Here is a 12,102-nt window from a genome sequence, read left to right as displayed (position 1 = left end):
CCCGGCAGCGGCACGTGAATGTCGTATTTGTTGGTTAACCTGGTCACATGATCGCAGCGCAGCGGCAGGCTTCGCCGACGGCGGAGCCTGAGGTATCCGGCCCGGAGGTCCGGGTCGGATACCGGCGCTTCGCCGGGTTCCGCACGCGGGTGCTGGAGGTCGGGCCGCGTCCCGCGGACGCCTCCACCGGCGGGCGTCGCCGCAGGCGCCGCAACGAAGCTCAGCCGTCCTCGCCCCGGATGGTGCTGCTGCACGGCTACTGCGACAGCGCCGACACGTGGCGTCCCGTGCTCGCCGAACTGGCCGAGGCGGGCCATGCGGCCGTGGCCGTGGACCTGCCCGGCTTCGGCGAGGCGACGCCGCTGCGGCCCGGGGCGATCCTGCCGCAGCTGGACGCCTTCGCGGCGGCGCTGGTCCGGGAGCAGGCCGCGCTCGGCACCGTGGTGCTCGTCGGCAACTCGCTCGGCGGCACGATGAGCCTGCGGGTCGCGCAGGACGCCCAGCAGCGCGTCGGCGGTGTCGTGTCCATCGCGGCCCCTGGCTTCGTCGACTCGTGGCTGATCAGGACCGTCGCCCGGTATCCGCTGCCGTTGCGGCTGTGTGCCTCGCTGCCGCTGCCCGTCCCGGGTTTCGTGGTGCGCACGGTGGCCCAGCAGGTGGTGCCCCGGTTGCTCTACGCGGACGCGAGCGCGGCCGAGGCGAGGCACGTGCGCCGGTTCACCGAGCAGTTCCCCGACTACCGGTCCGCCACCAGCAGGCTGGAGGACGCCCGCCAGCTGGTCGCCGAACTGGCCGCCGCCTACCAGCTCGACCGGATCAGCGCGCCGCTGCTCATCGTCGCCTGCGGCAAGGACCGGCTGGTCAGCGCCGCCTCCGGCAAGCAGCTGCACTCGCTGGTGCCGCACAGCAGGCTGCTGGTGCGCGAGGACTGGGGTCACTGTCCCCAGCTGGACGACCCGCCCGCCATCGCCGAGCTGCTCACGTACTTCGCGGCCGGGGCACACCGCCGGCGTGGTGAGCAGCCGCGCACACCGAGCGCGGTGGCCAGCGCCTGAGGCTCCAGGTCCGCTCAGCCGAACCGATGTGCGTTCTTCCCCAGGGCCAGCCGTGCCTGCTCCCGCAGCCTGCCGATGATCGCGGCCGCGGGTCCGTCACCGGCAAGCGGATAGGTCTGGCCCGCCCAGATCGACATGGCCTCCGGGTCACCCGCCTCACCCGCCGCCGCCCTGATCGGCTTGCTCATGTGGTGCAGCTGCGGGTAGGCGGCGGGAGCCTCCGCGGAGTGCTCGAGCAGGAAGCGGTTCACCAGGCCCCGCGCGGGACGCCCGCTGAAGGCGCGCGTGAACGCGGTCGGCCTGCCTGCCGCCGCGAGCGCGCGCCGCTGCGTCTCGTGGGTGCCCGCCTCGTCGGCGCGCAGGAACGCGGTTCCCAGCTGCGCGGCCACGGCCCCGGCGACCAGCACCGCCGCCACGTCGGCGCCGTGCACGAGCCCGCCTGCGGCCACCAGGGGCAGGTCGGTGACCGCGCCCACGAGCCGCAGCGCGGCGAGCAGGCCGTGCAGCTGGCCGCCTGCCGGATCGGCGGGGTCGTCGGTGAACAGGCCGCGATGGCCGCCCGCCTCGAAACCCTGCACGCACAGCCCGTCCGCACCGGCTTCCGTGGCCTGCCGGGCCTCCTCGGGGCCGGTCACCGTTATCAGCACCGCGCTGCCCGCCTCGTGCAGCCGCTCGATGTCGGCCGCGACCGGCACGCCGAACGTGAACGACACGACGGGGATCCGCCGCGCCACGAGCAGGTCCAGCTTGGCGGAGTAGGCGTCGTCGTCCCACTTCGGAGAGCCGGGTTCCACGCCGTAGCGCTGCGCGTCCGGACGCAGCCGCTCGGTGTAGGGCCGCAGGTCCGCGGTGGAGCGCACGCCGGGCACGAAGAGGTTCACGCCGAAGCGCTCGCCCGTCAGCTCGCGCGTCCGGTCGATCTGGCCGGCCAGCGACGCCGCGCTCAGGTACCCACCGGCGAGGAAGCCGAACGCTCCCGCCCTGGCCGCCTCGGCGACCAGCGCCGGTGTCGAGGGGCCGCCGGCCATCGGAGCGACGATCACGGGCACGCGCAAGCTGTCGAACATGAGGCACAGCGTACGAACCGCCACGCACGGCACACGATGCGGTCACAGCCGACGTCTGACGGCCGGGCGCGGAGCGGCTGCCGGGGGCTGATCCGGGCAGGCCGGTCTCGCCCGGCCGCTGTCGTACGGGGCGGCTACGGTGGGTCCATGCCTGCTGATCTCGAGCTTGTCCGGCGGCTGGCGCCCGCCGAGCACGGTCTGGCGACGGTCACCGTCGCGCGGCCCGACGGCACCGTGCACGCCTCGGTCGTCAACGCGGGCGTCATGCCCGACCCGGTGTCCGGCGATGAGGGCGTCGCGTTCGTCGCCCGGGGCGGCACCCGCAAGCTGGACCTGCTGCGCGGCAACGGCCACGCCACCGTCGTGTTCCGGCGCGGCTGGGAGTGGGTGGCGGTGCAGGGTGCGGTGCGGCTGATCGGGCCGGACGATCCCGACCCGGGGTTTCTCGCCGACGGCCTGCCGAAGCTGCTGCGGGAGGTGTTCACCGCCGCGGGCGGCACCCACGACGACTGGGCGGAGTACGACCGGGTGATGGCGGCCGAGCGCAGGGCCGCCGTGTTCGTCAGGGCCGGCCGGATCACCGGAAACGCCTGACTCAGCGCCCGGCGAGCCTGCCCAGCAGGTCGTTCGGCACGATCCGTACCGGGAACGGGCGCCGCGCGTCGAACGGCTCGCTGCCGGCCACCTTCGCCACCTGCTGGTACCGGCCGTCCGGGTCGAGTTCGAACACCCGTAGCGAGGGGCCGTCCGGGTCGATCACCCAGTAGGAGGTGACTCCGAGCCGCTCGTACACGGCCTTCTTGGTGTGCACGTCGTGAATCGCCGTGTTGGGTGAGAGCACCTCCACCGCCAGGACCGGCGCCACCGGCAGGTACCGCTCTGTGAAGTCCTCGTCGCGGCCCACCAGCACGTCCGGCTGAAGCTCGGTCTTGTCATCGACACGCACCGCGAACGGCGCCGCCAGAACATCCAACTCGGCCGGACAAGCCGCCTCGAGCAAACCGCCAAGGCGCAGGATGATCTTCTGATGTCTGCGACCGGGCGCGGGACTCACGACGAGCACTCCGTCGATGAGCTCGTGACGGCGACCGTCATCGGGCAGGTCCTCCAGATCGAACACGGTGAAGGGCCCCGACCCGGCAGGCGGCTGCTCGCACGTCATGGCCGTCATGTTGCCCCCCTTTCGTCAGCATGACCAGAGGAGCATATCAAATGACGTAGCGGACTACTTCTTGCTCTTGCCCTTGCCGGAATCACCCGAGGACTCGTCCGTGGACAGCGCCGCGACGAAGGCCTCCTGGGGCACCTCGACCCGGCCCACGGTCTTCATCCGCCGCTTGCCTTCCTTCTGCTTCTCCAGCAGCTTGCGCTTGCGCGAGATGTCACCGCCGTAGCACTTGGCGAGAACGTCCTTGCGGATGGCGCGGATGGTCTCGCGGGCGATGATCCGCGAGCCGATCGCCGCCTGGATCGGCACCTCGAACTGCTGCCGCGGGATGAGCTCCCGCAGCCGAGTCGCCATCTTGTTGCCGTAGGCGTAGGCGGCGTCCTTGTGCACGATGGCGGAGAACGCGTCCACGGCCTCGCCCTGCAGCAGGATGTCGACCTTGACCAGGTCGGCCACCTGCTCGCCCGCCTCCTCGTAGTCCAGGGAGGCGTAGCCGCGGGTGCGCGACTTGAGCGAGTCGAAGAAGTCGAAGATGATCTCGGCGAGCGGCAGCTGGTAGCGCAGCTCCACGCGCTCCTCGGACAGGTAGTCCATGCCGAGCAGCTGGCCGCGCTTGCTCTGGCACAGCTCCATGATCGCGCCGATGAACTCCGACGGCGCGATCACGGTGACCTTGCTGACCGGTTCGTGCACCTCGGCGATCTTGCCGCCCGTCGGCCAGTCCGAGGGGTTGGTGACGACGTGCTCGGTGCCGTCCTCCATGTAGACCTGGTAGACGACGTTGGGCGCCGTGGCGATCAGGTCGAGGCCGAACTCGCGCTCCAGCCGGTCGCGGGTGATCTCGAGGTGCAGCAGGCCGAGGAACCCGCAGCGGAAGCCGAAGCCGAGCGCCACGGACGTCTCCGGCTCGTAGGACAGCGCGGCGTCGTTGAGCCGCAGCTTGTCCAGGGCCTCACGCAGGTCGGGGTAGTCCGAGCCGTCCACCGGATACAGCCCGGAGAACACCATGGGCTGCGGCTCGCGGTAGCCGGCCAGCGCCGTGGTGGCGCCCCGCCGCTCCCAGGTCACCGTGTCGCCGACCTTCGACTGGCGGACGTCCTTCACCCCGGTGATGAGGTAGCCGACCTCGCCCACCCCGAGCCCCTTGCTGGGCTTGGGCTCCGGCGAGATGATGCCGACCTCCAGCAGCTCGTGCGTGGCGTTGGTGGACATCATGCGGATGCGCTCGCGCGGCATGATCTTGCCGTCGAACACGCGGATGTAGGTGACCACGCCCCGGTACGTGTCGTACACGGAGTCGAAGATCAGGGCCCGCGCCGGCGCGTCGGCGTCACCCTCCGGCGGTGGCACCTGGCGCACCACCTGGTCGAGCAGTTCGGTCACGCCCTCGCCCGTCTTGGCCGACACGCGCAGCACGTCGGACGGGTCGCAGCCGATGATGTTGGCCAGCTCGGCGGCGTACTTGTCCGGCTCCGCGGCGGGCAGATCGATCTTGTTCAGCACCGGGATGATGTGCAGGTCCTTGTCGAGGGCGAGGTACAGGTTCGCCAGTGTCTGTGCCTCGATCCCCTGCGCGGCGTCGACCAGCAGGATCGCGCCCTCGCAAGCCTCCAGTGCCCGGGACACCTCGTAGGTGAAGTCGACGTGCCCCGGGGTGTCGATCAGGTGCAGCACGTGGTCCTGGCCGTCGACCCGCCACGGCAGCCGCACGTTCTGGGCCTTGATCGTGATGCCGCGCTCGCGCTCGATGTCCATCCGGTCGAGGTACTGGTCCCGCATGGACCGCGCCTCGACCACGCCGGTCAGCTGCAACATGCGGTCGGCCAGGGTCGACTTGCCGTGGTCGATGTGGGCGATGATGCAGAAGTTGCGGATGAACTCCGGCGGCGTGAAGGTCGTGTCGGCGGACGGACGTGTCTGTGTCACTCGTTACCTCAGGTCATCGGGCGGGTGGCACTGTCCATGTTCCCATGCCCCGGCCGGGACATTTCCGGGTCATCCCCGATGCGGCACCTGCGCGGGCTGTGTTGACCTCGAAGTATGAGCTCTCGAATCGGTGACGTGCTCGACCGGACCTTCGGGCACCCCCGCGGGGTGCTGGGCAGGCTCGGCGGCGCGGTGATGGCCCACGGCAACGCGGCGACGGAACGGCATGTCGTGCGGGTGGCGAGTCCCGGCAAGGACGAGACGGTACTGGTGGTCGGCCCCGGACCCGGGGTCGGGCTCGCCGAGGCCGCCGCGAGCGCGCGCCTGGTGATCGGGGTCGATCCGTCCGAGGAGATGCTGCAGGCGTGCCGCAGGCGGTGCGGCGAGCAGGTGGCGGCGGGGTCGGTGCGGCTTGCCGTCGGCACCGCCGAGGCGACCGGCCAGGCGCCCGAGAGCGTCGACGTCGTGCTCACCGTGAACAACGTGCAGCTGTGGCGGGACCGCGCCGCCGCGCTCGCCGAGCTGTTCCGGGTGCTGCGCCCTGGCGGGCGGCTCCTCCTGTCCTCACACGAGAAGTGGCTGCCGGTGACCCGCCACGAGCTGGTGGGCGAGCTGGAGGCGGCCGGGTTCACCGACGTGCAGTCGTGGGTGTGGGACCCCCCGGGAGCGATGGCGTCGCGGGCGGCCCAGCTCCGGGCTCGTCGCCCGGACTGACCGCCCACGACGGCGCACGCTCGCCTACTTCGGCTCGTCCGCGAGCTTGTCCTTCGCGTCCTGGTAGTTCTCGTCGGCGTTGGCCTGTTCCTTGGCCGCCTCGTAGGCGCTGATCCGGCCGTAGTTGGCTGCCGAGAAGGTGTCGGAGAAGCCGTCCTTGGTGATCTTGGCCATGGCGTCGTCGACCTTGCCGACGACGTTGCCCACCCCGTCCGGAAGGGCGTTCTTGAGCGCACCGGTCCAGCCGTCCGCGGCACCCTGCACCTGCCTGAACATCTGGCCGTTGCGCCCCGCGATCTGGCCGAGCGACTTGGCCGTGTCGCCGAACTTCCGCGACGCCTTGGCAAGCGCCTGCACGGCGCCGCGCAGCCTGCCGAACTTGTTCAGGATGGTGGCGAGCTTCATCAGCAGCTTGGAGATCTTGCCCGCGATCTTGCCCGCCGTGGCCGCACCGCGGGCCACAGCCCAGCCCGTGAAGGCGGCGATCGAGGCACCGAAACTGCACCAGCTCGTGGCCAGCGCCGCCGCCGCGGCGATGATGATCTCGGACACCACCTGGGCGATGAGGTCACGGATGATGCCGCGCACCGTGGCGACCAGGACGCCGGAACCCTGCACGGCGTTCGACACGGCCGTGGAGGCGCCCTCCAGCGACCGGATCTGCTGCACGATCTGATCGGCGGTGGTGCGGTACTGCTCGGCCGCATCTCCCGTCCAGCTCGTGATCTCCGACGACAACGCCTTCTCGTACTCGTCGGCGATCTGCGCCACGTCGGAGCGGATCTGCTCGCCCCAGACCGCGGCGACCCTGTTGATGGCTGCGGGATCGCCCGCGAGGTCGTCGAGCGGCTCCTTCAGGAAGTCCAGGTGCTCGATGAGCCAGCCGATGCCGGCACTGAGCAGACCGCCGAGCGGATTGGCCACCAGCCCCAGCACGTCGAGACCGAGGGCGACCCCGTCCATGGCCCAGTCGCTCGGGTTGTCCAGGTCCTTCACCGCCGTCGCGACGGTGTCGACGATTCCCGCGCCCGCTGTGTCCACCATCAGTTGCCCCCGAACTTCTCGAGCAGCTCGCGGATCTCCTGCTCGACCTTCGCGTACTGCTGTCCCGCGGCCTTCACGCCCTCGCCGAAGTCGCTGAGGCCGGTGCCCATCTCCTTGATGGCATCGGAGGTCTGGGTGATCTCGTCGCGGGCGCCGCCACTGAACATCTGGCCGATGATTCCGTACGTCTCGATGCCCAGGTCGACGCCGGCGCCCGTCTCCCCCACCTTCGTCAACCGGTCGCCGAGCCGGTCCACCGTCGCCGCGTGCGTCGCGAGATCCTCCGGTGTGGACTCGAACCCTTTGCCGTCACCCATGGCTCACCTCAGAATCGAGCCGCCGAACGGCTCGTCGTCGTCGTTGTCGTCGGGACGGGGGCGCTGTGGCCGCGCCTGCGGCGGCGTCTGCGGCCGTGCGGGAGGCGGCGGAGCGGCGGGCGGGTTGTGCCCCTGTGCGGTGTGCGGGCCAGTGTCCTGCTCGGACTCGGGTTCGTCCGGCAGTGCCGTGCCGATCTGGTCGCGCAGGAACTCCATCGCGTCCGATTCGCCCACCAGCGGCATGATCGCGTTCTGCGTCTGTGCTGCGGCGTCGGCGTGGGCGGCCTGGATGGTCTGGGTGATGGCGGTGGCCAGTCGCTGCGGGCCCAGCTCCAGCGCCCGCTGCGTCAGATCGAGCTTCTCCAGCCGTCCGCCGGGCGCGAGCACGACCGACACGGAGCCGTCCGGGCTCGTCGCCTGTGCCCGCAGCGTCTTGATCTGCTCCTGGGCTTCCTCAGCCCGGCGCTGGATGTCCCCGACGCGCCGCGTGTAGTCGGCCAGCCACTGCTCGCCCATACCGCCTGCCGTCACGTTGCCCCCTTACCTTGTCGCGGCCTACGACGCCGAGCGGCCTGCCGCGGTTCCCGCCTGGGTGGAATTGCTGTCGCGATGCAGCTCGAGCAGCCGGGAGAGCCGCTGGTACCTCGACTCGGTGGTGCTGAGCACGATCACGCCGAGGCAGGCGAGCAGCACCGCGTCCCGCAGGCAGGCAAGCCACACGGGCAGCGGAGCGGCCTCGGGCGCCGCCTCGATGGCGCGCATTGTCGCCCACCCGGCGAGCCCGAGCAACACCAACCCTGGCACGACAGCCAGGACCCGGCTCGTGGACCGGTTCGCGGCCATGGCCTGCATCCGCTCCGCGACACGCTGCTCCACCGGCTCGCGGCCCTGCAGGTTGCGGCCGACGTAGGCGGGCCCGTACTTGACGACCTTGGCGGCATCCTGGCGGACCACGGGCGCCAGCGCGAACAGCAGCACAGCAAGGACCAGGCCGAGGATCACGGCTGCCGCCGGAGGCGGATCGACGAGCAGTGCGCGCTCGACCTGCGGCCACGGAGAGGTGAACCGCTCGGCTCGTTCGGCGTCGAAGCGAGGCACGGTCGACAGGGGCGCCAGGACGACGACGAGGAGGCACCACACGCCGAGCAGCCGCAGACGCCGTGCGATGCGAGGCGCCGGAACCGCCTCCACCTCGGTCCTGCTGACCTTCCAGTCCTTGTCGCCGCGATCCTTCGAGCGGGTGCCGGGCCGCGTGGCGTCCCCGCGCTCCGGACGGAGCACGCGATACGTGGCGTACAGGGCGCCGATGCCCAGTGCCAGCGCCAGGAAGCCGAACAGGAGCACGGCGGGCAACTCGAGCTCGGCGAACCGGGCGCTGCCGTTGCGGCCCACGACGGGTCCCTCGCCGCGGCCCTCGCCGATGTCCAGGTAGACCGGCACCGGTGTGCCCATGTCGGCGGGGCCGAGCTGGCCTGCGGGGAACTCGCGGGTCTCGGTGTCGCCATCGGACCAGCGGACCTGCGCCGTGCACGTGTACACCGTGCCGATGCCCGAGAGGCTGACCGGGCCGTGCTCCGTACAGCTGCGCACCGAGGCGGTGCCGACGCGTTCCACCTCGGGACCGCCCCCGTACGTCACCCGCGCGACCGTCGCCGTCAGCAGCAGGGTGAGCACGAGCACGAGCCACAACACCACGGCGCGGGCGATGCGCCCGCCGAGGCTAGCCGGCGCGGACATCGACCCGGAGCGGGTGGTCGGCGGGCACCTCCACCAGCACGATGCGCGTGCCGTCGGGGTCGGAGATCCAGGCCTCGTCGAGCCCCCAGGGCTCACGCTGCGGTCCCCGGTCCGGCTCGACGCCCCTGTCACGCAGTTCGGCGACGGTCGCGGCGAGGTCGCGCACCTGCAGCCACAGGGCGGCGTCCGGGGTCGCGCCCGTGGTCCCGCGCCCGACGACCTCCAGCAGGCCTCCGCCGAGGAAGAACACCGTGCCGCCGGGGAACTCGCGGTAGATCGCCAGCCCCAGTGTGTCGCGGTAGAACGCGACCGTGGCCTCGTGGTCCCGTGGATGCAGCAGTATCCGGCTGCTCAGCACGTCCATGGGTCTACGTTCTCATGCGAGCGCGATGGCCGTGATCCCCGCCACCACGACGAGCGACCCGGTGATGCGCCGCACCGGGTCGGCCTCGCCGAGCAGCCACCAGCCCGCGAGACTGCCGAGGACGATGCTCAGCTCCCTGGCGGGCGCGACGAGGCTCACCGGAGCCATCCGCATCGCGAACAGCACGAGCAGGTACGCCACCGGGGACAGCACGCCGACGAGCACGACCTCCTTCCGGTGGTCCCGCCACAGGGCGCGCGTCTGCCCGCCGCGCAGGGCGTACGGAGCGAGCAGGAGACTCTGCAGCAGCGCGCCCGTTCCGAAGTAGACCACCGGCGGCACGGACAGCGTGGTGACGGAGTAGGCGTCCCACAGGGTGTAGGCGGCAATGGTGGCGCCGGTGAGCAGCCCGTAGCCGATGCCCGCCCTGCGGGCGCGCCGGTCGGCCCCCGAGGGCCGGCCGCTGATCAACAGGACGCCGGCGACGACGAGCAGTGCGCCGGCGAGGCCGAGCGCCCCGGGCCGCTCGCCCAGCACCAGCACGGCGGCGAGCACCGACAACAGCGGGCCGCTGCCCCTGGCCAGTGGGTAGACCACCGAGAGGTCGCCCACCGCGTAGCCGCGCTGGAGCACGACGCCGTAGCAGACATGGCACACGGCCGTGACCGCCGCCGCGAGCAGCCACGTCCACTGTGGACGTGCATCGGTGGTGACGAGCGAGACGGCCACGACCGGCAGCAGCACGGCGGCCGAGACCGAGTAGTACAGGAAGACGAACCGGGCGCCCGCGCGGACCCGTTTGGCGACGAGGTTCCAGGCCGCGTGCACCACGGCCGCGACGAGGACGAGCGCGAGGGCGGTGCCGTTCACGACGGCCCATTCTGCGCGTGGACGGGCAGCGGCAGGCGCGGCGGACCACGTCGTGCGCCCCGCCGCGGGCACGGACCAGCGGCGTTGCTATCCTTTCTGGCTGTTGCCGTGTGGCATTCCGCCAGGGAGGAAACCCGGCCCTCAGCGGCCGGAGCCACGGGAACGCGGCAGCGACTCACACCGAACGATGAAGGAGCGCCAGCGTGGCCAACATCAAGTCCCAGATGAAGCGCATCAAGACGAACGAGAAGGCGCGCCAGCGCAACCAGGCGGTGAAGTCGTCGGTGAAGACCGCGATCCGCAAGTTCCGTGAGGCTGCCGCGGCCGGTGACAAGGACAAGGCCATCGAGCTGCAGCGCGCCGCGGGCCGCGCACTGGACAAGGCGGCGAGCAAGGGCGTGATCCACAAGAACCAGGCCGCGAACAAGAAGTCCGCGATGGCCCGGCGCGTCAACCAGCTCTGACGCACTCGCTGTCGACGAGGCCCCGGTGACCGGCGTCACCGGGGCCTCGTCGCGTCCGGCGTGTCCAGGGGTGCCTCAGCGACGCTCGCGAGCGGCCACGATGTCGAGCACAGCGCGTTCGACCGCGTAGTCCGGATCGGCCGCGGCGCCCTTGACCTCGGCGTTCACTCGCGCGACCACGCGCATGGCCTCGGCGAGCGCGCCTGCGCTCCAGCCCCGCGACTGGCCCTGCGCCTTGCGGATCTTCCACGGCGGCATGCCCAGCTCACCCGCCATCTGGTTGGGGTTGCCGCGGCCCGCCGCCGACACACGGGCGATGGTGCGCACGGCGTCGGCGAGCGCGTCGGCGACGAGCACCTGCGGCACTCCGATCTGCTGCGCCCAGCGCACGGACTCCAGCGCGGCGGCGCGGTCGCCCGCGACGGCCTTCTCGGCGACCATGAACCCGTTCACGTCGGCGCGACCCCGGTGATAGCGGCGCACGGCCTGCTCGTCGATGCTGCCGCCCGAGTCGGCCACGAGCTGCGCCGCGGCGGCCGCCAGTTCGCGCAGGTCGGAGCCGACGGCATCGATGAGGGCGAGCACTCCCGCCGCGTCGATCCGGCCACCGGCCCTGCGCACCTCGTTGCGGACGAACGCCTCGCGCTCGGCGGGCTTGGTGATCTTGGCGCACTCGGTGACGACCGCACCAACCTTCTTCAGCGCCGTCGGCAGCGACTTGGCGGCCTTGCTCCGGCCTCCGCCGCTGTGCAGGACCACCAGCACGATGCCGTCGGCGGGCTGGGCCACGTAGCCGAGCACGGCGTCGGCGATCTCGGCCGAGCACTCCTGGGCCGCCTCCAGCACGATCACCCGTCCCTCACTGAACAGTGACGGGCTGACCAGCTCGGCGAACACTGGAGGGGTCAGCTCCGACACCCGCGTGCGGGTCAGGTCGGCCGTGGGGTCGGCGAGCCGGGCGGCGTCGAGCGCGCCTCGTACGGCTCGCTCGACGAGCAGTTCCTCCTCGCCGAGCACCAGGTGCAGCGGGGGTGGTGTGGTGGCTGGCGCGGTCACGCGTCGATCCTGCCACGGTGCACCGACAGCAGCGCCGACACCGCTGCCCGGCGGCCCGCGGCGGCCCGTTCCCGGGGTGCGCAGGGTGATGTAACCCGCATCGCGGTGGCCCGAACTGATCTCGGTGCCGTAAGGTAGGGCCCAGTGCCGCGCCGATGGCCCGGACGACAACCGAATACCGCTCATCCAGAGGGGCAGAGGGAACGGCCCGTTGAAGCCCCGGCAACCGGCGACAGCCTGTCATCTCGATACCGCGAGGTAGCTGTCGACCACGGTGCCAATTCCGACCCGTGATCGCGGGACAGATGAGGAAAGGAACC

The 12,102-nt window shown here is 71.5% G+C and carries 14 protein-coding genes and 1 riboswitch; of the genes, 4 read left to right on the top strand and 10 right to left on the bottom strand.

Going from position 1 to position 12,102, the window contains the following annotated elements; genetic code table 11:
• Positions 1–47 precede the first annotated feature (47 nt).
• Positions 48–1,055, top strand: a complete 1,008-nt coding sequence (locus BAY60_RS15050; protein ID WP_112281546.1) for an alpha/beta hydrolase — start codon at positions 48–50, stop codon at positions 1,053–1,055.
• Between the two features lie 14 nt (positions 1,056–1,069).
• On the opposite strand, the gene BAY60_RS15045 is transcribed toward BAY60_RS15050, so the two are convergent.
• Complete coding sequence (locus tag BAY60_RS15045) at positions 1,070–2,122, bottom strand: NAD(P)H-dependent flavin oxidoreductase (protein WP_112281545.1); 1,053 nt, start codon at positions 2,120–2,122, stop codon at positions 1,070–1,072.
• 147 nt (positions 2,123–2,269) lie between these two features.
• On the opposite strand from BAY60_RS15045, the gene BAY60_RS15040 reads away from it, so the two are divergent.
• Positions 2,270–2,716, top strand: coding sequence for a pyridoxamine 5'-phosphate oxidase family protein (locus BAY60_RS15040; RefSeq protein WP_112281544.1), 447 nt, complete (start codon positions 2,270–2,272; stop codon positions 2,714–2,716).
• A gap of 1 nt (position 2,717) precedes the next feature.
• On the opposite strand, the gene BAY60_RS15035 is transcribed toward BAY60_RS15040, so the two are convergent.
• A complete protein-coding gene (locus tag BAY60_RS15035) occupies positions 2,718–3,293 on the bottom strand; it encodes a Uma2 family endonuclease (protein WP_112281543.1) in 576 nt (191 codons plus the stop codon).
• 54 nt (positions 3,294–3,347) lie between these two features.
• Positions 3,348–5,216 carry a translation elongation factor 4 gene (gene lepA / locus BAY60_RS15030; RefSeq protein WP_112281542.1) on the bottom strand — a complete coding sequence of 623 codons (1,869 nt, stop codon included), beginning with the start codon at positions 5,214–5,216 and terminating at the stop codon, positions 3,348–3,350.
• Positions 5,217–5,330: 114 nt separating this feature from the next.
• Between lepA and BAY60_RS15025 the strand changes: the two genes are divergently transcribed.
• Complete coding sequence (locus BAY60_RS15025; protein ID WP_112281541.1) at positions 5,331–5,930, top strand: class I SAM-dependent methyltransferase; 600 nt, start codon at positions 5,331–5,333, stop codon at positions 5,928–5,930.
• A gap of 24 nt (positions 5,931–5,954) precedes the next feature.
• Here BAY60_RS15025 and BAY60_RS15020 read toward each other — a convergent pair whose 3' ends face one another.
• Genes BAY60_RS15020 through BAY60_RS14995 form a run of 6 tightly spaced genes read right to left on the bottom strand, consistent with a single transcriptional unit; the run spans position 5,955 to position 10,262 of the window.
• Positions 5,955–6,974, bottom strand: coding sequence for a WXG100 family type VII secretion target (locus BAY60_RS15020; protein ID WP_112281540.1), 1,020 nt, complete (start codon positions 6,972–6,974; stop codon positions 5,955–5,957).
• Positions 6,974–7,291: a hypothetical protein gene (locus tag BAY60_RS15015; RefSeq protein ID WP_112281539.1), complete on the bottom strand. Its 318-nt coding sequence runs from the start codon at positions 7,289–7,291 to the stop codon at positions 6,974–6,976. The genes BAY60_RS15020 and BAY60_RS15015 overlap by 1 nt, the downstream gene beginning before the upstream one ends.
• 3 nt (positions 7,292–7,294) lie before the next feature.
• Positions 7,295–7,822, bottom strand: coding sequence for a YbaB/EbfC family nucleoid-associated protein (locus BAY60_RS15010; RefSeq protein ID WP_245992510.1), 528 nt, complete (start codon positions 7,820–7,822; stop codon positions 7,295–7,297).
• 24 nt (positions 7,823–7,846) lie between these two features.
• Positions 7,847–9,028, bottom strand: a complete 1,182-nt coding sequence (locus BAY60_RS15005; RefSeq protein ID WP_112281537.1) for a DUF6346 domain-containing protein — start codon at positions 9,026–9,028, stop codon at positions 7,847–7,849.
• The gene (locus BAY60_RS15000; RefSeq protein WP_112281536.1) at positions 9,012–9,392 is read right to left on the bottom strand and encodes a VOC family protein; all 381 of its coding nucleotides are present in this window, start codon (positions 9,390–9,392) and stop codon (positions 9,012–9,014) included. Before BAY60_RS15000 ends, BAY60_RS15005 begins: the two co-directional genes overlap by 17 nt.
• Positions 9,393–9,404: 12 nt before the next feature.
• Positions 9,405–10,262 (bottom strand): DMT family transporter, encoded by an 858-nt coding sequence (locus BAY60_RS14995; protein WP_112281535.1) that lies wholly within the window; start codon positions 10,260–10,262, stop codon positions 9,405–9,407.
• A 203-nt stretch (positions 10,263–10,465) separates the two neighbouring features.
• Here BAY60_RS14995 and rpsT point away from each other — a divergent pair, with 203 nt between their 5' ends.
• Complete coding sequence (gene rpsT, locus BAY60_RS14990; RefSeq protein WP_112281534.1) at positions 10,466–10,726, top strand: 30S ribosomal protein S20; 261 nt, start codon at positions 10,466–10,468, stop codon at positions 10,724–10,726.
• A 75-nt stretch (positions 10,727–10,801) separates the two neighbouring features.
• Here rpsT and holA read toward each other — a convergent pair whose 3' ends face one another.
• A complete protein-coding gene (gene holA / locus BAY60_RS14985) occupies positions 10,802–11,782 on the bottom strand; it encodes a DNA polymerase III subunit delta (protein ID WP_112281533.1) in 981 nt (326 codons plus the stop codon).
• 179 nt (positions 11,783–11,961) lie between these two features.
• A riboswitch (SAM riboswitch) is annotated at positions 11,962–12,094 on the top strand.
• Positions 12,095–12,102 lie beyond the last annotated feature (8 nt).

This window comes from Prauserella muralis (assembly GCF_003202285.1).
Taxonomy (GTDB): domain Bacteria; phylum Actinomycetota; class Actinomycetes; order Mycobacteriales; family Pseudonocardiaceae; genus Prauserella_B; species Prauserella_B muralis.
Note: the sequence above shows the minus strand (reverse complement) of the source record. Positions and strands in the feature narration are given on the sequence as shown.

Excerpts from the sequence above, each read along its gene's own strand:
- BAY60_RS15040 (WP_112281544.1), top strand. The coding sequence starts at position 2,270 with ATGCCTGCTGATCTCGAGCTTGTCCGGCGGCTGGCGCCCGCCGAGCAC.
- BAY60_RS15020 (WP_112281540.1), bottom strand. The coding sequence starts at position 6,974 with ATGGTGGACACAGCGGGCGCGGGAATCGTCGACACCGTCGCGACGGCG.
- BAY60_RS15005 (WP_112281537.1), bottom strand. The coding sequence starts at position 9,028 with ATGTCCGCGCCGGCTAGCCTCGGCGGGCGCATCGCCCGCGCCGTGGTG.
- BAY60_RS15050 (WP_112281546.1), top strand. The coding sequence starts at position 48 with ATGATCGCAGCGCAGCGGCAGGCTTCGCCGACGGCGGAGCCTGAGGTA.
- BAY60_RS15000 (WP_112281536.1), bottom strand. The coding sequence starts at position 9,392 with ATGGACGTGCTGAGCAGCCGGATACTGCTGCATCCACGGGACCACGAG.
- BAY60_RS15025 (WP_112281541.1), top strand. The coding sequence starts at position 5,331 with ATGAGCTCTCGAATCGGTGACGTGCTCGACCGGACCTTCGGGCACCCC.
- BAY60_RS15015 (WP_112281539.1), bottom strand. The coding sequence starts at position 7,291 with ATGGGTGACGGCAAAGGGTTCGAGTCCACACCGGAGGATCTCGCGACG.
- BAY60_RS15035 (WP_112281543.1), bottom strand. The coding sequence starts at position 3,293 with ATGACGGCCATGACGTGCGAGCAGCCGCCTGCCGGGTCGGGGCCCTTC.
- BAY60_RS15045 (WP_112281545.1), bottom strand. The coding sequence starts at position 2,122 with ATGTTCGACAGCTTGCGCGTGCCCGTGATCGTCGCTCCGATGGCCGGC.